17 protein-coding genes are annotated in these 22,056 nt (G+C 64.4%); 7 read left to right on the top strand and 10 right to left on the bottom strand.

The features are described 5' to 3' along the window. Positions 1–55: 55 nt before the first annotated feature. The 9 genes from exbB to dnaA form a co-directional block, all read right to left on the bottom strand. Positions 56–817 carry a TonB-system energizer ExbB gene (gene exbB / locus ACSDHM_RS19055; protein WP_005411738.1) on the bottom strand — a complete coding sequence of 254 codons (762 nt, stop codon included), beginning with the start codon at positions 815–817 and terminating at the stop codon, positions 56–58. 94 nt (positions 818–911) lie between these two features. Continuing rightward, on the bottom strand, positions 912–1,580 hold the full coding sequence (locus ACSDHM_RS19050) for an energy transducer TonB (protein WP_005421199.1): 669 nt from the start codon (positions 1,578–1,580) through the stop codon (positions 912–914). 143 nt (positions 1,581–1,723) lie between these two features. Further along, entirely contained in the window at positions 1,724–2,917 is a 1,194-nt protein-coding gene (locus tag ACSDHM_RS19045; protein ID WP_061480436.1) for a tetratricopeptide repeat protein, read from the bottom strand. 132 nt (positions 2,918–3,049) lie between these two features. Then, a complete protein-coding gene (locus ACSDHM_RS19040; protein ID WP_439426498.1) occupies positions 3,050–3,856 on the bottom strand; it encodes a M48 family metallopeptidase in 807 nt (268 codons plus the stop codon). Between the two features lie 71 nt (positions 3,857–3,927). Then, positions 3,928–4,776, bottom strand: coding sequence for a CPBP family intramembrane glutamic endopeptidase (locus ACSDHM_RS19035; protein WP_049417132.1), 849 nt, complete (start codon positions 4,774–4,776; stop codon positions 3,928–3,930). Positions 4,777–4,843: 67 nt separating this feature from the next. Next, complete coding sequence (gene gyrB, locus ACSDHM_RS19030; RefSeq protein WP_061480434.1) at positions 4,844–7,303, bottom strand: DNA topoisomerase (ATP-hydrolyzing) subunit B; 2,460 nt, start codon at positions 7,301–7,303, stop codon at positions 4,844–4,846. Positions 7,304–7,415: 112 nt separating this feature from the next. After that, entirely contained in the window at positions 7,416–8,510 is a 1,095-nt protein-coding gene (gene recF / locus ACSDHM_RS19025) for a DNA replication/repair protein RecF (protein WP_069138188.1), read from the bottom strand. Positions 8,511–9,501: 991 nt separating this feature from the next. Beyond that, entirely contained in the window at positions 9,502–10,602 is a 1,101-nt protein-coding gene (gene dnaN / locus ACSDHM_RS19020; RefSeq protein WP_439426497.1) for a DNA polymerase III subunit beta, read from the bottom strand. Between the two features lie 275 nt (positions 10,603–10,877). After that, positions 10,878–12,209, bottom strand: a complete 1,332-nt coding sequence (gene dnaA / locus ACSDHM_RS19015; protein ID WP_049417185.1) for a chromosomal replication initiator protein DnaA — start codon at positions 12,207–12,209, stop codon at positions 10,878–10,880. Positions 12,210–12,464: 255 nt separating this feature from the next. On the opposite strand from dnaA, the gene rpmH reads away from it, so the two are divergent. From rpmH to ACSDHM_RS18985, 6 genes are all read left to right on the top strand, one after another. Next, a complete protein-coding gene (gene rpmH / locus ACSDHM_RS19010; RefSeq protein WP_005411729.1) occupies positions 12,465–12,605 on the top strand; it encodes a 50S ribosomal protein L34 in 141 nt (46 codons plus the stop codon). 5 nt (positions 12,606–12,610) lie between these two features. Continuing rightward, positions 12,611–13,105 carry a ribonuclease P protein component gene (gene rnpA / locus ACSDHM_RS19005; protein WP_072168770.1) on the top strand — a complete coding sequence of 165 codons (495 nt, stop codon included), beginning with the start codon at positions 12,611–12,613 and terminating at the stop codon, positions 13,103–13,105. Then, positions 13,105–14,820 carry a membrane protein insertase YidC gene (gene yidC, locus ACSDHM_RS19000; protein WP_072168769.1) on the top strand — a complete coding sequence of 572 codons (1,716 nt, stop codon included), beginning with the start codon at positions 13,105–13,107 and terminating at the stop codon, positions 14,818–14,820. The genes rnpA and yidC overlap by 1 nt, the downstream gene beginning before the upstream one ends. A gap of 115 nt (positions 14,821–14,935) precedes the next feature. Next, positions 14,936–17,605 carry a polysaccharide deacetylase family protein gene (locus ACSDHM_RS18995; RefSeq protein ID WP_438914991.1) on the top strand — a complete coding sequence of 890 codons (2,670 nt, stop codon included), beginning with the start codon at positions 14,936–14,938 and terminating at the stop codon, positions 17,603–17,605. 3 nt (positions 17,606–17,608) lie between these two features. Continuing rightward, on the top strand, positions 17,609–18,958 hold the full coding sequence (gene mnmE, locus ACSDHM_RS18990) for a tRNA uridine-5-carboxymethylaminomethyl(34) synthesis GTPase MnmE (RefSeq protein ID WP_439426496.1): 1,350 nt from the start codon (positions 17,609–17,611) through the stop codon (positions 18,956–18,958). 104 nt (positions 18,959–19,062) lie between these two features. Beyond that, the gene (locus tag ACSDHM_RS18985) at positions 19,063–19,650 is read left to right on the top strand and encodes a sce7726 family protein (protein ID WP_072168766.1); all 588 of its coding nucleotides are present in this window, start codon (positions 19,063–19,065) and stop codon (positions 19,648–19,650) included. Here ACSDHM_RS18985 and ACSDHM_RS18980 read toward each other — a convergent pair. After that, positions 19,598–20,680: a beta family protein gene (locus tag ACSDHM_RS18980; protein WP_072168765.1), complete on the bottom strand. Its 1,083-nt coding sequence runs from the start codon at positions 20,678–20,680 to the stop codon at positions 19,598–19,600. The genes ACSDHM_RS18985 and ACSDHM_RS18980 overlap by 53 nt on opposite strands. Positions 20,681–20,887: 207 nt before the next feature. Here ACSDHM_RS18980 and ACSDHM_RS18975 point away from each other — a divergent pair, with 207 nt between their 5' ends. Next, positions 20,888–21,994, top strand: a complete 1,107-nt coding sequence (locus ACSDHM_RS18975) for a glycerophosphodiester phosphodiesterase (RefSeq protein ID WP_072168764.1) — start codon at positions 20,888–20,890, stop codon at positions 21,992–21,994. The last annotated feature ends 62 nt before the right edge of the window (positions 21,995–22,056 follow it).

Below are 22,056 nucleotides of genomic sequence, written 5' to 3'. Positions count from 1 at the left end.
CTCCGTCTAGATCTTGGTGACTACTTACTTCGTCGCTGGGTGACGCGCGCCGCAATTAGCGGACGCGCGAACCGGTGGCGAAGAAGTCGTGCAGGTCGTGCGCGAAGGTATCGAACTTGCTGATGGTCGCGCTGTTGATCTTGCTGAAGAAGTTGAAGGCGAACACGGCCGGGATTGCGACGAACAGACCGATCGCGGTCATGATCAGCGCTTCACCCACCGGGCCGGCAACGGCGTCGATCGAAGCGGAGCCGGTGGCACCGATCTTGATCAGCGCGCCGTAGATGCCCCACACGGTACCCAGCAGACCGACGAACGGAGCGGTCGCGCCGACGGTGGCCAGCAGGGTCATGCCCGACTGCAGCTTGTTGCTTTCGCGGGTGACGGCCTGACGCAGAGCGCGGTCGACGAACTCCGAACGGCTCAGGTTCTCACCGACGCCGCCGGTAGCACCGCCTTCAGCGCGCTGGTGGTGGGCAGCTGCCTGGGCAGCGTCCAGGGCGATCTTCGAGAACGGCTCCGAAGCCGGCTGCTCTTCCATCGCACGGATGGCGTCCTGCGCGTTCGGGGTGTCCCAGAACAGGCTGACGACGCGATCAGCGGCGCTCTTCAGGCGGGTGGCACGGAAGATGTTGATGACGGTCCAGTACCAGGACATGGCCGACATGGCGATCAGGGTCAGCAGCACGACCCAGGAAACCGCGAAATCACCCGGCTTGGTGGTCATTTCGTGGATCAGGTGCTCGAAGCCCATCTGCGACAGGGCGTTGGACGGATTGCCCCCGGCAGCAGCGGCGATGAAAATTTCCTGCAGCATGACGCTTACCTTTGTTGTGTGTGGTGATAAAGGGTGTAGCTAAGCTAAACAATCGAACCGGGAGCGGGGGTGGCCAGGCGGCCACCCGGGCGCATCAGTTCAGCGCAAAGTTGACCGGGACGCGAACGCGACCTGCCGTCTTCTTACCGCCTGCTTCAGCGGCGTTGAAGCGCCACTTGCGAGCCGCTTCCATCGCAGCACGGTCCAGGTCGCGGTTACGGCTGGACTTTTCCACCGTGACATTGGTGACGTTGCCGCTGGCATCGACATCAATGATCAGGATCACTTCGCCCTGGATACCTGCGCGGAAGGCTGCCGGCGGGTAGCGCGGCGGATTCATGGCCTTCGACGAGATGTCCACGCTGGCCTCGATCGAGGTCGGCGGTGCCGGCGGCGCCGGAGGCGACGGCGGGGTGACGATATCGTTCGGACGCGGCTCCGGCACGTCGACAACCGGCGCCTGCGGCGGCGGCGGTACGGGCGACGGCTTCGGCGGCGACAGATTCTTCACCGGCGGTGGCGGAGTATCCTGCGGCGGCGGCGGCGGCGGCGGCGGTGGGGGCGGCGGCGGCGCGTCGACGATGGTCACCATGACGTTGCGCTCCTTCTCCGCGACGGCCTTGGGAGCCACGGCGGGAATCAGGAGCATCATGAAGGCGGCCAGATGCAGGGCAATTACAAACGCGATGCCGACGATGCGAGGCCAGCTCAGCCCCTTGTCATCGGGTTGTTCGTACCGGTGAACGACTAGTTGTTCCGTCATGCGCCAAGAGCTCAATAGTGGGGCCGGAATCCCGGGGGCGGGATCCCTGATCAGCGGTGCATGACACCGCAGGAACCTCCAAGCTTATACCAATCCTGAGCGCCTGCGCATCAACTGGGCAGGCATTCAGGCGTTATTCCTACTTACTTCAGGTTGATGATTTTTTTGGCATCAGCCTGGTTCTTCACGCCCTTCGCCAGCGCCTGCTGGGCGGCCTGCTTGGCCTCGGGGACGCGACCTTCGGCATGCAGGACGCGTGCCAGGTTCAGGTAGGTCTCACCGTCCTTGGAGAGCGGGGCGGCCTTCTGCCACGCATCGATCGCCTGCGGCACCTGGTCGGAGTAGTAGTAGGACTGGGCCAGCGCCAGGTAGACCTGGTAATCCGGCTTCAGGATGCCCTTCTGCAACCCTTCGTTGATGACCGCGATGACGTCCTTTTCCTTGTTCTCGGTGTTGGCATAGATCGAGTACAGCTGCTTGTACTCGCGCTCTTCGGTGAGCTGGCCGCTGCTGCGCAGCTTGTCCATCACCGCGGCGGCCTTCGGCATCTGGTCAGCCTGCATGTACATGTTGGCCAGATTCAGCTGGGCCTTCTTGTCCGACGGGTTCTTGGCCGCCAGCGCTTCTGCGGCCTGCACGGCCTCACCGGTCTGGCCGGCTTCGGAAAGGGCCGCCATCAGCAGCTGGTTCCAGTTGTCCTTCGGCTCGGCAGCGCCCGCGATGGCCTGCTTCAGCACCGGGATCGCTTCCTGGTAGCGCTCCAGCTGGTACAGCGCCTGGCCCTTGGCAATCAGCTCTTCCGGCTTGGTCGACTTGCTCTCGGCGAAGTACTTGTCCAGGGTGGCCAGGCCTTCGGCAGTCTGGTCTTCCTGCAGCTGCAGCTGGCCCAGCATCAGCATCGACTGGAAGTGGCCGTTGTTGTCCAGGCCGTTGAACTGGATGACCTGCTTCAGGTAGGCGATGGCGGCCGGGGTATCGTCGGTCTGGTAGGCGGCCTGCGAGGCCAGCTGCGCGGCCAGCGACTTGTCGTACTCGTTGGAGGCGCTGTCAGCCAGGATCGCGTCAGCCTGCGTGCGCGTCTCCGGGAACTTTTCCTTGTTGTAGCTGTCGATCATTTTCTGCAGCTTGCTGCCCATCTTGGCCGAGGCCTTGACGGTCGGCTCCTGGCGGGTCGCATTCGGGTACAGCGGTTCGGCCTTGGCCTGCTTGCTGCTGCCGCCGCGGCTGCCACGGTCGGAGGAACGCGAGGACTGCGCGAAGGCATCGGTGACCACGGCGCCGGTCAGGGCGGTCGCGACGAGGACGGAAAGCACAGCTTTGTGGTTACGGAAAATCATCGTTCACCTCGATCGAACCGCCGGATAGCGGCAAAGTCGGACTGTCAGAAAAATCTGAGCCGCCAAACGTATCAGAAACAGATGGCGTGAGAAATCGTTTTATGTGCTGCAATACAGCATAGAACTGCGCACTCATCCGCACTTTGGCCGCAGCCCGGCCGCCTGCGCCTGCTGATAGACCGGCGCCAGGCCCGGTGCGTCACGTCGCAGCTCCTGGATCCGGTTGGCCGGATCGGGGTGGGTGGACAGCCATTGCGGGCTTCGACCGCCGCTGGCGGCCATCATGTTCTGCCACAGATCCACCGCCTGGGCCGGGTTGAAACCGGCTTGGGCCATCAGTCGCTGGCCGATCACATCCGCCTCGCTTTCCTGGGCCCGCGAGCCGGGCAACAGGAAGGCCGCCTGCGCGCCCATGCCGCCCAACTGGTTGACCGTACTGGCGGCACCATCGCCATAGGCGGCACCGGCCAGCGCGCCCAGCACGGCCAGGCCGGTCTGCGCGCCCATCTGCCGGGTAATGCGTTCCTCGTGGTGACGCGCGATCACGTGGCCGATCTCATGACCGATCACGGCAGCCAACTGGTCCTGATTCCTGGCAACGGTGAAGATGCCGGTGTTCACGCCCACTTTGCCGCCGGGCAGGGCAAAGGCGTTGGGTTCCTTGTCGACGAATACGGCAGTCTCCCACCGTACGCCACGGTACTGAGGCGGCAGCTGTGCGACCAGCGCATTGACCACGCACTGCACGTAGCCGTTCTGGCGGCCATCGGTGCTGATCTTCTCTTTCTGCTTGGTCTCGGCAAACGCCTGCGCACCGAGCTGGTCAAGCTGTGCCTGCGACACGCCGCCCACCATCTGCCGTCGTCCGGTTGGCGAGGTGGTGGTCGCACAGGCACTGACCACGGTGGTGATGACTAGAGCCAGCAGCAGTTGTTTCATGGGTCCGCCCCCGTGTTCATGTGCGCAGTGTGTAGCGTACCTGCTTAATCTTTCGTCAAGCGGGCACGGCGTTACGTTGACCCCAGGAACACCATTGCGGCGAGCGCGACCGCGTTGTTCAGCGCATGCGCGGCAATCGCCGCCCACAGGGTGCCGGTGCGGCGGTACAGCCAGCAGAAGGCGGCGCCCATGCCACCGTACACCAGCCACAGCTGCGCCATGCCCAGCAGCGAGTTCTTGCTGACACCGGGCACTTCATGGACCAGGGCGAACGCCAGGCTGCTGAGGATCAGGCCCAGCCAGGGGCGGCCGGCCTGCCACAGGCGCCCGAACAGGACGCGGCGGAACAGCAGCTCTTCGTAGGCGGGGGCGAGGACGACCGCAAACAGCACCAGGAACAGCGGGAAGCGAGCGATTGCGCTCTGCATCAGTTCCACGTTGGTGGGCACCGGCTCGATGCCGAACTGCTTGGAAAGGAAGGCGATGCCGTTGCTGCCGAGCACGATCAGCGTGGCCACCAGCAGGGTCCAGCCCCAGGTGGACGGCCGCAGCAACGCCTGTCGCGACGCCATGCGTTCGCCGGCGTTTGCCGGGCGTCGCCAGAAGTACAGCAGCAGCGCGGCGCCACCGGTGGCGATCAGGGCCATCAGGATCTGCGCCAGGGCACCGGGCTGGCCCACTGCCGCGCCGACGGCGTCAGGTGTCAGTCCGCCGCCATTGGCCTCGGCGTTGGCGCGGCTGACCACGATTGCACGGTAGAAGCCCCAGAACAGGCCGGTGACCATGCTCAGGCCGACCAGGGTAACGGCGGCGATGCCCAGGTCGATGAAGAAGCCTGCCAACGGTGCCACGGCGCGCGGTGGGGCAGACACCGGCGGAACCGGGGGCGGGGCGGCGGAGACCGGGGTGGATGCGGACATCAGGTACCTGTGTTCAAGGGACGAAGGCCGGTGCAGCTCCCCGCGCACCGGCCAGGTCCCGATTGTGTCAGATATCCAGGTTGGCGACCTTCAGCGCATTGTCTTCGATGAAGTCGCGACGCGGCTCGACGACATCGCCCATCAGGGTGCTGAAGATCTGGTCGGCAGCGACCGCATCCTCGATGCGCACCTGCAGCAGGCGACGGGTCTCCGGGTTCACCGTGGTATCCCACAACTGCTCCGGATTCATTTCACCCAGACCCTTGAATCGCTGGATCTGGCGGCCGCGCTTGGCCTCCTCGAGCAGCCAGTTCTGCGCCTTCGCGAAGCTGTCGACTTCGATCGACTTGGCGCCGCGGGAAATCGTTGCACCTTCGCGCACCAGGCCGTGCAGCAGCTTGGAGGCCTGGTGGATCGCACGCAGTTCGCCACTCTCGAACGCCGACATCGGCAGCACCTGGATGTGCTCCTCGCCCATGTGGCGACGGGTCACCAGCACGGCGGCCGGGCGCTCGTCGTTGGCCTCCTGCAGTTCCAGGCTGAAACGCGGGCTGCCCAGGCTGCCCTGGTTGAGGCGCTTGGCCAGCGCATCCAGGCCTTCGCCTTCGCCCGCATTGCGCAGGCTGTCCATGTCCATCGGCACGAAATCAACCAGCGCTTCAAGCAGGTTGCGGTCATAACGGTGCGCGTTGCGTTCGATGGAATCGAGCGCGGCGGCGTAGGCCAGCAGCAGCTTCTCCAGCGCCAGGCCTTCGATGCCGGGCTCGCCGGTGGCCGGCACCAGTGAAGCGTTTTCCACTGCGCTGCTGGCCAGGTAGCTGTCCAGCGCCGGGTCATCCTTCAGGTACAGCTCCTGCTTGCCCTGCTTGATCTTGTACAGCGGCGGCAGGCCGATGTAGACGTAACCGCGCTCGATCAGCTCCGGCATCTGACGGTAGAAGAACGTCAGCAGCAGGGTGCGGATGTGGGCGCCGTCGACGTCGGCGTCGGTCATGATGATGATCTTGTGGTAACGCAGCTTGTCCGGGTTGTACTCGTCGCGGCCGATGCCGGTACCCAGTGCGGTGATCAGCGTACCGACCTGGTCGGAGGACAGCATGCGGTCGAAGCGCGCGCGTTCCACGTTGAGAATCTTGCCGCGCAGCGGCAGCACCGCCTGGTTCTTGCGGTTGCGGCCCTGCTTGGCCGAGCCACCTGCCGAGTCACCCTCGACGATGAACAGTTCGGACAGCGCCGGGTCCTTTTCCTGGCAGTCGGCCAGCTTGCCCGGCAGGCCGGCGATGTCCAGCGCGCCCTTGCGGCGGGTCAGGTCGCGGGCCTTGCGCGCAGCTTCACGCGCACGCGCGGCATCGACGATCTTGCCGGCGATCGCCTTGGCTTCGTTCGGGTTTTCCTGCAGGAACTCTTCCAGGCGCGCACCGAAGGCGTTTTCCACCGCCGGACGCACGTCGGAGCTGACCAGCTTCTCCTTGGTCTGGCTGGAGAAGCTCGGGTCCGGCACCTTCACCGACAGCACCGCGATCATGCCTTCGCGCATGTCGTCGCCGGTCAGGTTGATCTTGGCCTGCTTGGCGATGCCGTTCTGCTCGATGTAGTTGTTGAGCACGCGGGTCAACGCACCGCGGAAACCGGCGAGGTGAGTACCGCCGTCCTTCTGCGGGATGTTGTTGGTGAAGCAGTACATCGTCTCCTGGTAGGAGTCGGTCCACTGCAGCGCCACCTCCACGACGATGCCGTTGTGCTCGCCGGTGACGGAGATGACATTCGGGTGCAGCGGGGTCTTCAGCTGGGCCAGATGCTCCACGAAGCTGCGGATGCCGCCTTCGTAGTGGAAGTCATCGCGACGGCCGTCGCCGCGCTCGTCGGCAAGGACGATCTTGACGCCGGAGTTCAGGAACGACAACTCGCGCAGACGGCGGGCCAGGATGTCGTAGTGGAATTCCACGTTGTCGTGGAAGGCGACGGTGGACGGCCAGAAGCGCACGGTGGTGCCGCGCTTGGTGGTGGCTTCCAGCTTGGCGAGCGGGGTCACGGCTGCGCCGTTGCTGAATTCCTGCTGGTAGTGGGAGCCGTTCTGGAACACGTCCACCAGCAGCTTCTGCGACAGCGCGTTGACCACGCTGACGCCGACGCCGTGCAGGCCGCCGGAAACCTTGTAGCTGTTGTCGTCGAACTTGCCGCCTGCGTGCAGGACGGTCATCACCACTTCGGCGGCGGAGACCTCGCGACCGAGCTTGGCGCTCATCTGCTCGTGCTTGCCGGTGGGGATGCCGCGACCGTTATCGGACACCGAGACCGAGCCGTCAGCGTGGATCGTCACCGCGACATGGTCGGCGTGGCCGGCCAGCGCTTCGTCGATCGAGTTGTCGACAACCTCGAACACCATGTGGTGCAGACCGGTGCCGTCATGCACGTCACCGATGTACATGCCGGGTCGCTTGCGGACAGCCTCCAGGCCTTCCAGGGCGGTAATGCTGTTGGCGTCGTAATTGCCGTTGTTTGCCGGGGTGTTCTGTTCGTCGCTCATTGCGCTTGCCGTAGGCTCCGCAGGTCGGACACCGCTTGGGGCGATGTGCCGAGAATGAAAGGATTCCAACCCGAATTATACCAGCCGGGGTCGAGTGGCCCTGATGTGCCCACTATGGCACAGCCACGATCTGTGCATGTTCCACGTGGAACCGGGCGATCTGGGTCAGGCCCTGCAGGGCCGCCGGAGGTTCAGTAGCGGTGACGAAGATCTGCGCCGGGCCGGTGAGCAGACGCTCCAATACCCGCGCCTGGTGGGTACGATCCAGTTCGGAGGCCAGATCGTCCAGTGCGATCACCGGCCATTCGCCGCGCTGTTCTGCATAGTCCTCAGCCTGCGCCATCAGGCACGCCAATGCGGTGAGCTTGGCCTGACCGCGTGACAGTGCATCGCGACCAGGAATGCTGTGGAAATCCACGCTCCAGTCCGCCCGGTGCGGCCCAACCGAGGTGTAGCCGGCCTGGCGGTCACGATCCCGGGCCAGAAGCAGAGCATCTGCCAGGGGAAGCTCATGCCGACGCCAGCCCGGACTGAGTTGCAGTGCCTGGATACCGAGTTGCGGTGCCAAACTGGCCGCGAGCGCCACGGCACGCTGCTGCAGCCGCTCAAGGTAGTGCTGACGCCGGCTGGTAAGGGGCTCTCCGGCCTCAGCCAACTCGTGATCCCAGGTGTCCAGCATCCGCGACGGGCCGCCCTGCTTGAGCAGGGCGTTGCGCTGCTTCAGCGCCCTTGAATAGCGGCGCCACAAGGACAGGAAATCAGGTTCCACGTGGAACAAGCCCCAATCCAGGAAGCGACGGCGGGGCTCGCCACCGCCGCTGACCAGCGCATGGCTGCCGGGCTCGAACGTCACCACCGCCAGCGCTGCGCAGAGGTTGCCGAGCTGAGCCACGTCTTCACCGTCCAATCGTCCCTTCCAGTCCTGGCCACTGTGGCGCAGGCCGGCCTTTCGGCGATGCGGCGCGTGATCGGCACGCTGCTCGTCCCATTCCACGAAGATCTCCAGCGCCTCCTGGCCCTGGCGTACCAGCCCATCGCGGACCCGGCCGCGGAAGCTGCGGCCATAGGCCATCAGATGCAGGGCCTCCAGCACGCTGGTCTTGCCGGCACCGTTGTCGCCAGTGAGCAGGTTCAGCCCCGGCTGGGGCAAGAGATCCACCGCACTGAAGCGACGCAGTTGGTGCAAGGCGAGGCGGCGGATAAGCATGGGGCGCGAACGACCATCCGCTCGAGGCGGTAGAGGGACAGGGAATCCATCAGCTTACTGCATCGGTCAAGCCGGACGTGCTGCACCCGCATCGACGCGGAGCAGAAGCTCCCGCGCACCAACTGATCGCGGGTTCCACGTGGCGCCGGTTCACCGGCATGCCCGTTTCCAGCTCCGAACGCAGCTGAAATTCCTTCAATTCTGCACAGGGTTGCGGGGCGTGGCCCGCCAGATTTCAACGATTTCAGGACCACTGCCGCAGGTGTTTGATGAGCGCTTGCCCGGCCGGGTGAGCGGGCGGGGGCCCGGATTCCTCCAAATCTGAGATCCGATGCCCTGGGAGGTTCCACAGATTTCAAAGAATCCGGCCCATTCGTTTCACGCTGTCCACAGCGGGTCGGTATGACTTATACACAAGGTATGGGCAATCTGTGGATAAAAAAGCCCTTTTGCTTGGGTCTGGAAACTATCCACAGGTTCCCCCCCAGCCTGAGGCGCCTCTATACAGGGGGTTTCACCCGCATAAATTCCTTTTAAATCATGTAGATAACACATTTCTCCACGAAATCTGGCTCTACCATCACCACCATGCTTTAGATTTATACCCAGATTTAGAAGCTAGGCTTGGCTCGATCTGCGCCGAATGAGTCCTGTGGACAGAGAGGATTTCAGAAACAGCGAGCACTGGCGCCGCAGCGTGGATGCGCTTCGGCATCCGACCAGGCCAGGCCCATAGCAACTGCGTTGAGACTCCAGGTACCGGCCCCGATCAAACTTGATTCGGAAGCAGTCCCTGGCATCGACTCAACGTCCCGTCGGCAGTTGGGCCTGGGAAGCAAAGCGCACGCAGCCGGGTCCATCAAGCAAGATGCGTTCCGTCCGAAATACACGCTGGAAAGGGTCGGACCGATGATCCACGTGGAACGTGCAAAAAAAAAACGCCCGGGAGCTTCCCGGGCGTCGTTATGTTCCACGTGGAACCGGGCTGATGTCAGAGACGCAGCGGCATGACCACGTGGCGCGACTTCTCGCTGCTGGACTCACGCACCAGCGCCGAGGAGTTGGAGTCGCGCAGCTGGATGATGACTTCCTCATCGCGCAGGGCGGAGAGGGCATCCAGCAGGTAGTTCACGTTGAAGCCGATGGCGAGATCGCTGACCGTGGTATCGGCTTCGATCTCTTCCTGGGCTTCCTCCTGCTCCGGGTTGTGCGCGCTGATCTTCAGGTTGCCCGGCGACACTTCCACGCGGATGCCGCGGTACTTCTCGTTGGACAGGATCGCAGCGCGCTGCAGCGAGGCGCGCAGCGCTTCACGATCAACCTTCACTTCACGGTCGGCACCGATCGGAATCACCGCTTCGTAATCCGGGAAGCGGCCGTCGATCAGCTTGGAGGTGAAGGTGACATCGTCGCGCTTGACGCGGACGTGGCTGCGGCCGACTTCCAGCTCGATCTCGCGATCACCGCTTTCCAGCAGGCGCTGCAGCTCGGTCACGCCCTTGCGCGGCACGATGATCTGGCGCTTGGAACCGCTAGGCTTGGCCAGGTCGGTTTCACACAGCGCCAGGCGGTGGCCGTCGGTGGCAACGGTACGCAGGGCGTCACCGCGCAGATCGAACAGCAGGCCATTGAGGTAATACCGCACGTCCTGCTGCGCCATCGCGAACGCGGTGCGCTCGATGAGCTCCTTCAGGGTCGCTTCGCAGATGGCCACTCGCTCAGTGGCTTCCACTTCGTCAACCGACGGGAAGTCATTGGAGGGCAGGGTTGCCAAGGTGAAGCGGCTACGACCGGCCTGCACGGTGATCTTGTCTCCGGTCTGCGAGACGGTGATCCGGCTGCCATCGGGCAGGGCGCGGATGATCTCGAACAGCTTGCGGGCGGGAATGGTGGTTTCACCGTCCTGGGCATCTTCAACCGCGATCCGCGACACCATCTCCACTTCCAGGTCGGTACCGGTCAGCGACAGCTGGCCGTTCTGCACCTGGACCAGGAAATTGGCCAGAACCGGAAGGGTCTGGCGGCGTTCGACCACGTTGACGACCTGTGCCAACGGCTTGAGAAAGGCTTCGCGCTGCAGTGTGAAACGCATGTGGTTCCGTGCCCCTATGCTTTAAAAAATGTGGAATAAATCAAAAGCTTGGTGGTGCTGGTAGAGACAGAATCGCTGGAAAACAATGCTAAGTCTTTGTAAATTAAGGAGTTTCAGACATCGAAACCCTCTGTATTACCGACCCCCAAGGGGTGGGGAAAGCTGTGGATAAATTCGACGGGATTTCAGACGCCATTTTTATCCACAACGTGTCCCGCGCTTGCTACCGGATTCTGCACCGTTTTGTGCGATGACGCCTCATCGGCATCCGTGCATCATTCGCTCAGCTTCCGGATCAGCTTGTCCCAGTCTTCGCGGAGCTTGCCGTCGGTTTCCATCAGGGTCCGGATCTGGCGGCAGGCATGCAGCACCGTGGTGTGATCGCGACCGGCAAAGGCGTCGCCGATCTCGGGCAGGCTGTGCTCGGTCAGTTCCTTGGTCAGGGCCATGGCGACCTGACGGGGGCGAGCGAGCGAGCGGGTCCGACGCTTCGACAGCAGATCCTTGATCTGCAGGCCGTAGTAGTCGGCAACGGTTTTCTGGATGTTGGGAATGCTGATCGCCTGTTGCTGGGCGCGCAGCAGGTCGCGCAGGGTTTCCTGGGCGAATTCGGTGGTGATCGCGCGGCCGGTGAAGTTGGCGCGGGCGGTCAGGGTATTGAGCGCGCCCTCGAGGTCGCGCACGTTGGAGCGCATCTTCTTGGCGATCAGGAACGCAACATCATCGGGAATCTCGGCACCGCGTTCGCGCGCCTTGGCCAGCACGATCGCGGCGCGGGTCTCGAAGTCCGGCGGTTCGATCGCGACCGACAGGCCCCAGGCAAGCCGCGACTTCAGGCGCGCTTCCAGGCCTTCGACCTCGCGCGGATAGCGGTCACAGGTCAGGATGATCTGCTGCTTGCCATCGAACAACGCGTTGAAGGTGTGGAAGAACTCTTCCTGCGTGCGGTCCTTGCCGGCGAAGAACTGGATGTCATCGATCAACAGCGCGTCCACCTGCTGGAACTGGCGCTTGAACTGATCCATGGTCTTTTCCTGCAGGGCCCGGATCATGGCGCTGAAGAACTGTTCCGAACGCAGGTACAGCACCTTCGCGCCTGGATTGGCCTGGCGCATCGCGTTGCCGGCGGCGAACATCAGGTGGGTCTTGCCCAGGCCGGTGCCTCCGTACAGCAGCAGCGGGTTGTGGGCCCGGTCGCCCGGCTTCTGCGCTGCCTGGAAGGCAGCGGCCAGGCCCAGCTGGTTGCTGCGCCCTTCGACGAAGTTGGCGAAGGTGTAGTGATTGTCCAGATTGCCGGCAAACGGCACCTGCGGTTCGCTGGACACAGGCGCCGACGACGTGGAAACCGGCGCGTTCTGCGCCTCCACGGGGCGCGGGCGCGAGCCGATTTCAAGAAAAACGTCGCTGAAACCGGCGAAGTGAGCCAGCAGTTCGCGGATCCGGGCCAGGTACAGCTCGCGGACCTGGTCGACGATGAAGGCATTCGGTGCATACAGCACCAGGCTGTCCACGCGCAGATCGGCCTGCAGCGGCTTCAACCAGGTATGAACGTCTTCCGGCGGGAACTCCGCTTCGAGGCGCTCGAGACTACGGGACCAGGCATCCATCAGCAATAATCGTCCGGTGGCCGGGGCATGGACGCGACAAGGCGCCCAAACACAGGCCGGAAAGGGGGGAAATGGATGGCTCAGACTACCACCGAGCGCCCGCCTTCGGAATGCTTGTCCCCTACTTATTCACAAAAACATCCACAGCTATTGCACAGCCCGGTGAATTCGCGTAGTCCTCAGGGGTTGACGTGAGGGGGGAGACCTCTCTAGAATTTCCGGTTCTTTCCGTCCCATTCATACGAGAGGCCCCCAATGGCCACGAAGCGCACCTACCAGCCCAGCAACCTCAAGCGTAAGCGCGACCACGGCTTCCGTGCCCGTATGAAGACCGCTGACGGCCGCAAGATCCTGTCGCGTCGCCGCGCCAAGGGCCGCAAAGTCCTGAGCGCCTGATTGCCATGCCGCACCCTGCGGCAGACGCAATCCCTTCGACAGTGAATACTGCAGACCCGCGCAAGCGATTCCCTCGCTCTGCGCGGGTTCGCACGCGTGCCGAATACTCAACGGTCTTCAACGGCGCCCGCCGTGTGTCCGATCCGCTGATGACCCTGCACTGGCTGCCGGCTGACCGGCCGGCCAGGCTGGGTCTGGCGGTTTCCCGCAAGGTCGATCCGAACGCCGTTGGGCGTAACCGGATCAAGCGCGTCCTGCGCGACATCCTGCGTCAGACACGTACCGATATCCAGCCAGGCGACTTCGTCGTCGTGGCCCGTAGTGCTGCGCGTTCCGCCAGCAACGACGAGATCCGCCAGGCCTTCCTGCGCCTGCTGCGTCGCCTGCGTGCATTGCCCGCGCCGGGCGTGGACGGCACAATGCCGCCGCCTGATGGCATCGCAACTCCTTCTTTGACCGAGCCGGCATCGCGTCCCGGCCCCGCCGAGCCTGTCCGCTGATGAACCAGACCCGCGTATTCCTCATTTTTGCCTGGCTGATGGTGGCCGTGCTGCTGTGGATGGAGTGGAGCCGTGAAAAGGCTGCTCCGACCCCGCCACCGACGACCACGTCGGCCCCGGCTGCCGCACAGAGTGTTCCGGGCGCTGCCTCGGGCAGCATTCCCAGTGCACAGGTCCCGGGCGCCCCGGGCCAGGCCGCTGTGCAGGCGCAGGCCAGTGCCACCCCGGCCAGCCAGCGCGTGACCGTCACCACCGACGTGCTGCGCCTGGTGCTTGATGGTGGCCGCGTGCTCGACGCCGAGCTGCTGCAGTTCCCGCAGACCAAGGACGAAGGCAGCCCGCCGGTTCGCCTGCTGACCGAAGACCCCGCGCATCCGTACAGCGCGATCAGTGGCTGGGCCAGCGAAGACAAGAACACCCCGGTTCCCGGCGCCGACGGCTTCAAGCTGGTCGGTGACACCAAGGACTTCGTGCTGGCCAAGGGCCAGAACGAGCTGCAGATCCCGTTCGTGTGGACCGCCGACAACGGCGTGACCATCAAGCGCACCCTGACCGTCTCGCGCAACGAGTATGCCGTGCGCTTCAAGGACGAAGTCAGCAATGCCGGCGCCGCGCCGTGGAACGGCTACGTCTACCGCACCCTGGACCGCACCCCGACCATCCTGTCGCGGAGCATGACCAACCCGGACTCCTTCAGCTTCAACGGTGCCACCTGGTACGACAACGACAAGAAGTACCAGCGTCGTGCGTTCAAGGACTACCTGGAAGACGGCACGCTCAACCAGAACATCACCGGCGGCTGGCTGGCGATGCTGCAGCACCACTTCTTCACCGCCTGGATCCCGCAGAAGGACCAGACCGCACACTACGTACTGTCGCAGGTGGCCGGTCGTGACCTGATCGAAGCGCGTGGCCCGGCCTTCACCGTGGCCCCGGGCCAGTCCACCAGCACCGAAGCCCGCCTGTGGGTCGGCCCGAAGCTGGTCAACCTGATTGCCAAGGAAGACGTGCCGGGCCTGGACCGCGTGGTCGACTACAGCCGCTTCTCGATGATGGCGGTGATCGGCCAGGGCCTGTTCTGGGTGCTGAACCAGGTGCACAAGCTGGTCGGCAACTGGGGCTGGGCGATCGTCGGCCTGGTGGTGCTGCTGAAGCTGGTGCTGTACCCGCTGTCGGCGACCCAGTACAAGAGCGGTGCCAAGATGCGTCGCTTCCAGCCGCGCATCGCGCAGCTGAAGGAACGCTATGGCGATGACCGCCAGAAGTTCCAGACCGCGATGATGGAGCTGTACAAGAAGGAAAAGATCAATCCGATGGGCGGCTGCCTGCCGATCCTCATCCAGATGCCGATCTTCTTCGCTCTGTACTGGGTGCTGGTGGAATCGGTCGAACTGCGCCAGGCGCCCTGGTTCGGCTGGATCCAGGACCTCACTGCACGCGACCCGTACTTCATCCTGCCGGTGATCAACGTGGCGGTGATGTGGTTCACCCAGAAGCTGACCCCGGCACCGGGCATGGACCCGATGCAGCAGAAGATGATGCAGTTCATGCCGCTGGTGTTCGGCGTCATGATGGCCTTCATGCCGTCCGGCCTGGTCCTGTACTGGGTGGTCAACGGCGGCCTGGGCCTGCTGCAGCAGTGGTGGATGACCAAGCGCCATGGCGGCGAGCCGGTCCCGGCCACCACCGCTCCGGCCCCGGTCAAGAAGAAGTAATCGGCAGAGCCGGCCACTGGCCGGCCGACCCCAGTAGAAGCCCGCCGCAAGGCGGGCTTTTCGCATGCGGCGTTAGAATCGCCTGCATACCGTTCCTCCCATCTTCGAGTCCGCCATGCGTGCGTCGTCGTTCCGCCTGTTCCTGCCCTCGCTGCTGTTGACCCTGGCCGTAGCGGGCTGTGGCGACAAGGACGCGAAGGTGCCGGCGAGCACGGTCACCCAGCCCAGCGCGCAGGCCGCCGCCGCTGCCGATCCGGCCGCCGCGCCGTTGATGGCCGCGCTGCAGAAGCAACTCGATGGCTACCGCCGGATCATCGTGCTGCTGGCCGACGAGGAGCAGCAGTCGACCGCCGACCGCGGCACCTCCACGCGTGTGGGCCAGCAGCTGTTCCATGATGGCCTGGAACAGCGCACGACCATCGCCGCGCTGTTCGACACCCTGCTGCGCGATTCCAGCCCGCAGCGCTTTGCCACCCTCGGCACGGTGCTGGACTACATCGAGTCTGCGCCCGAACTGTTCGACGCCGATCGCCTGGCCTTCCGTGAAGTGCTGCGTGACCTGCATGAGCGGGTCGGCACCGATTCCTCGCTCCCGGCGGTGAAGCTGCACCAGCGCATCGGTGAGGATCTGGAAGCGCTCGATGAGATCGAGCGCAACTACAACCAGGAACTGACCCGAATCTTCAGCCGCTTCGAGCGCACCCGCGCCATCGAACTGAAGCGCGAGAAGTGGGACGACTACATCGCCCACCTGCACAAGGACTACAGCCGTGAAGCGATCCTGCGCGACTACGGGGTGATCGAGCCGTATCCGATGTCGATGAAGGACAGCGACCGTGAGATCTTCGGCCGCGACCTGCCGGCCAAGACGGTGGTGCTGACCTTCGACGATGGCCCGCACAAGGCCTACACCGATGAAGTGGTGGCCATCCTCAAGCGCTACGACGTGCCGGGCGTGTTCTTCGAGGTGGGCCGCAACCTGGGCAAGGTCGAGGCCGATGGCAAGGTCAGCCTCGGCCCGATGGCGAAGATCAGCCGCAACCTGATGGAAGAAGGCTATGCGGTGGGCAACCACAGCCTGACCCACGCCCAGCTGTCGCGCACCACCGGCGACGCCCTGCGCCAGCAGGTGCTGGACACCGACACGCTGCTGAAGGATGTCGACAGCAAGCGCGCGCCGCTGTTCCGCTTCCCGTATGGTGCGCGCAATGCCGAAGGCCTGCAGCTGCTCAACGAGGCCGGGCTGAAGTCGATCATGTGGAACATCGACTCGATGGACTGGGCCGACCCGGTGCCAGAGTCGATCGTGCAGCGCGTGCTGGACCAGGTGAACAAGGAACAGCGCGGCATCATCCTGTTCCACGATATCCACGATCGTGCAGTGAAGGCACTGCCGCAGATCCTCGACCGGCTGATCGCCGATGGCTACCAGTTCGCCGGCTGGAACGGCCGCGACTTCACTGTCGCCCGTGTGCGCAAGGGCGATACCGGTGCCGCGACCGTCACCACCGGCTACGAGAAGTCGTGGGCGATCGTGGTCGGCATCGACAACTACGCCAAATGGCCGAAGCTGGAATACGCCAGCCATGACGCGCAGGCGGTGGCCGATACCCTCACCGGGCAGTTCGGCTTCCCGTCCTCGCAGGTGATCGTGCTGAAGAACGAGCAGGCCACCCGCAACAACATCCTGGCCGCGTTCCACGACCGCCTGGCCGATGACCGCACCGGGAAGAACGACCGCGTGTTCGTATTCTTCGCTGGCCATGGCGCGACCCGCCAGCTCGCCTCCGGGCGCGACCTCGGCTACATCATCCCGGTCGATTCGGATCCGAAGGAATTCGCCACCGACGCGATTGCGATGACCGACATCCAGAACATTGCAGAAAGCATGCAGGCCAAGCATGTGATGTTCGTGATGGATGCCTGCTACAGCGGCCTGGGCCTGACCCGTGGCGGCCCGCCGTCGTCGTCGTTCCTGCGCGAGAACGCGCGTCGCAGCGCGCGGCAGATGCTGACCGCCGGTGGTGCCGACCAGCAGGTGGCCGATGCCGGCCCGAATGGCCACTCGGTATTCACCTGGGTGCTGCTGCAGGCGCTGGCTGGCAAGGGCGATCTCAACGGCGATGGCCTGATCACCGGTACCGAGCTGGCCGCCTACGTGGCGCCGGCCGTCTCAGCCGTTTCGCACCAGACCCCGGCCTTCGGCAGCCTGCCGGGTTCGCAGGGCGGCGAGTTCGTGTTCCAGGTGCCGGACAGCCAGGAATTCCTCAATGCCGATACGCGCCAGCTGACCGCCGATGCGATCGCGCTGAACAACAAGGTGGATGCCGCCAGCGAGGCCAAGGGCAGCCAGGCACCGGTGACGGTGGCTGACCTGCAGGGCGGCAAGGCCAAGCTGGTAGTGCCCTCCGCCGGCCCGGCGTCCGACCGCCAGCGCGCGCAGCAGGCCAACGACCGCGGCCTGCAGCTGTACCGCGAGAAGCAGTACGACGAAGCGGTAGCCCAGTTCACCGAGGCACTGAAGCTGCGTCCGGACTTCGCCCAGGCCGCCAACAACCTCGGCTTCGTCTACTACCGCCAGCAGCGCTACGTCGAAGCGGCGCGCTGGCTGGAGAACACGCTGAAGATCGATCCGTCGCGTGCGGTGGCCTATCTCAACCTGGGCGATGCCTACTTCAACGCCGGCGACAAGGCCAAGGCGAAGCGGGCCTACACGACCTACCTGGCGCTGCAGCCGCAGGGCAGTGGTGCCGCGCAGGCACGCGCGCAGCTGGAGAAACTCTGAACCATGAACGACACGATCCGCACCGACACCATCGTGGCCATTGCCAGCGCTCCGGGCGCTGGCGGTGTCGGCCTGCTGCGCCTGTCCGGTCCGCGCGCCGCGGCCATCGCCAACGCGTTGGGTGCGCCTGAACTGCGCCCGCGCCATGCGCACTACGCACGCCTGCGCGACGCCGATGGCGAGGTCATCGACGATGGCATCGTGCTGTGGTTCCCGGCACCGAACAGCTTCACCGGCGAAGAGGTGGTGGAACTGCAGGGCCACGGCAGTCCGGTCCTGCTGCAGCAACTGGTCGCGCGCTGCATCGCGCTCGGTGCGCGCCAGGCGCGGCCGGGCGAGTTCAGCGAACGCGCGTTCCTCAACGGCAAGCTCGACCTGGCCCAGGCCGAGGCCATCGCCGACCTGATCGCGGCCGGCGACAACCGCGCCGCACGCGCCGCGCGACGTTCGCTGGATGGTGTGTTCTCGCGGCGCATCGACGCCGTGATCGAGCAACTGGTGCTGCTGCGCATCCACGTGGAAGCGGCCATCGACTTCGCCGACGAACCGCTGGATACCCTCGGTGGCGCGCAGGTGCGGCGTGGCCTGGAACAGGCGCGCAGTGATCTCGCCCTGCTGCGCCGCGACGCCGAACGTGGCCGCCGCCTGCGCGATGGCCTGCATGCCGTGCTGATCGGTCCGCCGAATGCCGGCAAGAGCTCACTGCTGAACGCCCTGGCCGGCAGCGAACGCGCCATCGTTACCGACATCGCCGGCACCACCCGCGACACGCTGCGCGAGACCATCCGCCTGGATGGCCTGGAGCTGACCCTGGTCGACACCGCCGGCCTGCGCGACGGCGGCGATGCCATCGAACGCGAAGGCATGCGCCGCGCGCACGTGGAAATCGAGCGCACCGACCTGGCGCTGATCGTGCTGGATGCGCGCGATCCGGCGGCCGGGCAGGCGGCGCTGGGTGATGCCGTGGCAGCGGTGCCGCACAAGATCTACATCCACAACAAGTCGGACCTGCTCGGTGTGCTGCCGGCGCTGGACGACCCGGACCGCGTGTTCGTTTCGGCAGCCACCGGCGCCGGGCTGGACGACCTGCATGCGCGCCTGCGTTCGATTGCCTCGGGCGGGGCAGGGGAGCAGGTGGACGGCGAGTTCTCCGCGCGCACGCGCCATGTGCATGCCATCGAGCGAGCGCAGGAACACGCGCAGCGCGCCGATGGCGAGCTGGCGAATGAGCACCTGGAACTGGCCGCCGAGGAACTGCGGCTGGCCCATGACGCACTGGGCGAGATCACCGGGCAGATGAGTGCCGATGCTCTGCTGGGAAGGATCTTCTCCAGTTTCTGCATCGGCAAGTAACACGGGGTCACATCCCCGAAGACGCTCTGATCGTCTAGCTTGCCCATGACTGGCGGCAATGGGTTTCAAACCTGTGCGCGACACCTCCTTGATATCATCCCGCCATGAACCCGATTACCGACAGTGACGTGCGATCAGCTCTGCTGGGCAAGGTCATTGCTGAGCATGTCGCAAATCCAAACACGCTTGTGGTGGAGGAAATGGGGCTTGCGCGCGGCGCCTGCCGTGTCGATGTATGTGTCATCAATGGCCACCTGCACGGCTACGAGATCAAGAGTGATGTCGACACGCTGCGGAGACTCCCGTTGCAGCAGCAGTTCTACTCCGATGTCCTCGACAAGGCGACGATCGTGGTGGGTCAGCGCCACCTGGACCATGCATTGGAGACGTTGCCTGCTTGGTGGGGGATCAGGCTGGCATCACGTGGAGCGCGCAACGCAGTGAGGCTAGAACTAGTGCGGCCTGCAAAACTCAATCCATCAGTGAGCGCGACGGCCGTCGCAGCACTGCTCTGGCGCGATGAAATTTCTGCTCTGATCGGCAGGCGGACGCCGGAAAGATCAGCGCTGCGCGGCAACCGCGCAGCGCTATGTGAACGTCTGTCGGAGCTCTACAGTCTTGCGGAAATCCGTGCGCTGGTCAGGGAACAGTTGAAGCGCCGGTCAGACTGGCGAGGTCGCGAACAACCTTAGTCATATGGTGGTTGGTCGCCACCGTTGGCCAGGTCGAGCTTCCCCCGGTACTGGTGACACTGTTTGCGCAGTCTTCGATGTACGCATCGCCCCAGCTGTAGCCGCGCCCCATGAAGACCACCGGCAGATCGGAGACCAGGTGCCTGCACAGATCACGGTACTGGTCGCGGCCATTGCGCTTGATCTGGGTACCCACAACAATCCGCCACTGATCATCGATCGTGTACTTGATCTTGGCGTTGGGGTCGAACAGGCGCGGATCCATCAGTTCCGTCTGCGGGGAAGCGCAGCCATAGTCACCAAACCACGGCATCCGTCCAGAATGCATGCCGGCTAGCCGCGTGTACGCGCGCCATTCCCGGCGATTCACATCGCCATGTGGGCGATAGCTCGAAGAGGGGCTCAGACTGGCAGGAAAACTGCCTCCTACGATGGTGATTGATCTCCAGTCGGCCAGATCCGGAACCGCCGCAATCCATGCCTGCCAAGTCGATGCCTGCAGCGTGGGTGAGTCGGCGACGTCGGCCGAGCTGTCGAGGATCAGATCCACCTGACCAGATACCACTCCCAACAGTCTCAGCAGCCCGGAGATCCGAGCAAGGCGTCCTCCTTCAAGATCATCCGGTACGAGCCGCAATCCGCAGCCACGATCATCGCGTGCGACAATGCGTGCCACCGCCTGTTGGTAATCGACGTGCCGGTCAATGCCGGTAACGGGAATGGCCTGGCATCCCGCGGTGCGAATGAGGTCGAAGATCCGCTCCAGATGATGCTGGCCGTCCGCCATGGTGTCGTCCCCAGCAAGATAGGGCGAATCAAACAGGCAGCGGCGCGACTTCCAGTTACTGCTCAGACGTCTGCCCACATTCTTCAGGTGGTCATCGAGTGACTTGGCCGGCGCATCGTTCTCGAAGTCCCACTGCTCGATAGGGATCTCGAACAGAGGATAGATCCCATCCTTGATTCCTTCGTTGGTACGACCCACCGCGAGATACTCACCCTGTCGCCATTTGAGGATCGGCATGTACATCGGTTGTTCCATGATCTGCCCCTGACAACCCGCTTTTGGTCATTCGAGGCTAGTCGCGGGCCTTACAGCGCTTCAATCAGAATTGTTTGAAGAGTGGCGGCGGTCAGATCGGAGCCCCTGCCGGCATCCGCTCCCCCCCCCTTCCCCCACCTGTCATATTGCCGCCGCATACTGACAGCCATCACATACCGCTTGGGGGAAGTCGCAGTGAAGTCGTGGGGTTGTGCGTTGCTGTTGTCGCTGGCCGTGGCACCATCGGTGGCCATGAGTGCTGAATCCTCCGCCCCGGCCGCACCCAAGGTGTCGGTCTATGGTCATCGCGGCGCAAGCGCACTGCTGCCCGAGCACACCCTGGCGTCGTACGCGCAGGCGATCGCCGATGGCGCCGACTACATCGAACCGGACCTGGTGATGACCAGGGACGGGGTGATGGTGGCCCGCCACGAGAACGAGATCGGCGGGACCACCGACGTCGCCTCGCATCCGGAGTTCGCCAGCCGCCGCACGAGCAAGGTGATCGACGGTCAGAAGGTCGACGGCTGGTTCACCGAAGACTTCACCCTGGCCGAGCTGAAGACCCTGTACGCGCGTGAGCGCCTGCCGGAGCTGCGCAGTACTGCCTACGACGGCCAGTTCCGCATCGCCAGCCTGGACGAGATCCTGGCCTTCCTGGTGCAGCAGGCCGGGCGTGCCAACCGCGGCATCGGCCTGGTGCCGGAGATCAAGCACCCGACCTACTTCCAGTCCATCGGCCTGCCGATGGAGGACAAGTTGCTGGCTGCGTTGCGTGGCAACGCGTACACCAATGTCGGGCCGGTCACCATCCAGTCGTTCGAGACCGCCAACCTGCGCTACCTGCGCGGCAGGATCGGCCAGGGCAGCAACATCCGGCTGCTGCAGCTGCTGTGGAAGGGCGATACCCAGCCGGCCGACATCGTCAAGGCCGGCGGCGCGCTGACCTATGCGCAGATGATGACCCCGGCCGGCCTGAAGGACATTGCCGGCTACGCCGATGGTATCGGCCCCGAGCTGCGTTCGATCATTCCACTGGATGCCAAGGGGGCGCTGGGCACGCCGACCTCGCTGGTACGTGACGCGCACGCCGCTGGCCTGATGGTGATTCCGTACACCTTCCGCCCGGAAAACCACTTCCAGCCCAGCAACCTGCGCAAGGGTGCCGACAGCGCGCGCAATGCCGAGGGATCGATTGCCGAGATGCGGGCTTACCTGGCGACGGGCATCGATGCGTTCTTCACCGATGACCCGGCGCTCGGCCGGCAGGCGGTGGATGGGATGGGCGCGGCAGGGAACTGATTCTCCTGGTAGTGCCGGCCGCTGGCCGGCAACGCAAGGACTGCCAACGAAGGTTCATGAGG

It is taken from the genome of Stenotrophomonas sp. T8, from assembly GCF_051853085.1.
GTDB lineage: Bacteria > Pseudomonadota > Gammaproteobacteria > Xanthomonadales > Xanthomonadaceae > Stenotrophomonas > Stenotrophomonas sepilia.
Note: the sequence above shows the minus strand (reverse complement) of the source record. Positions and strands in the feature narration are given on the sequence as shown.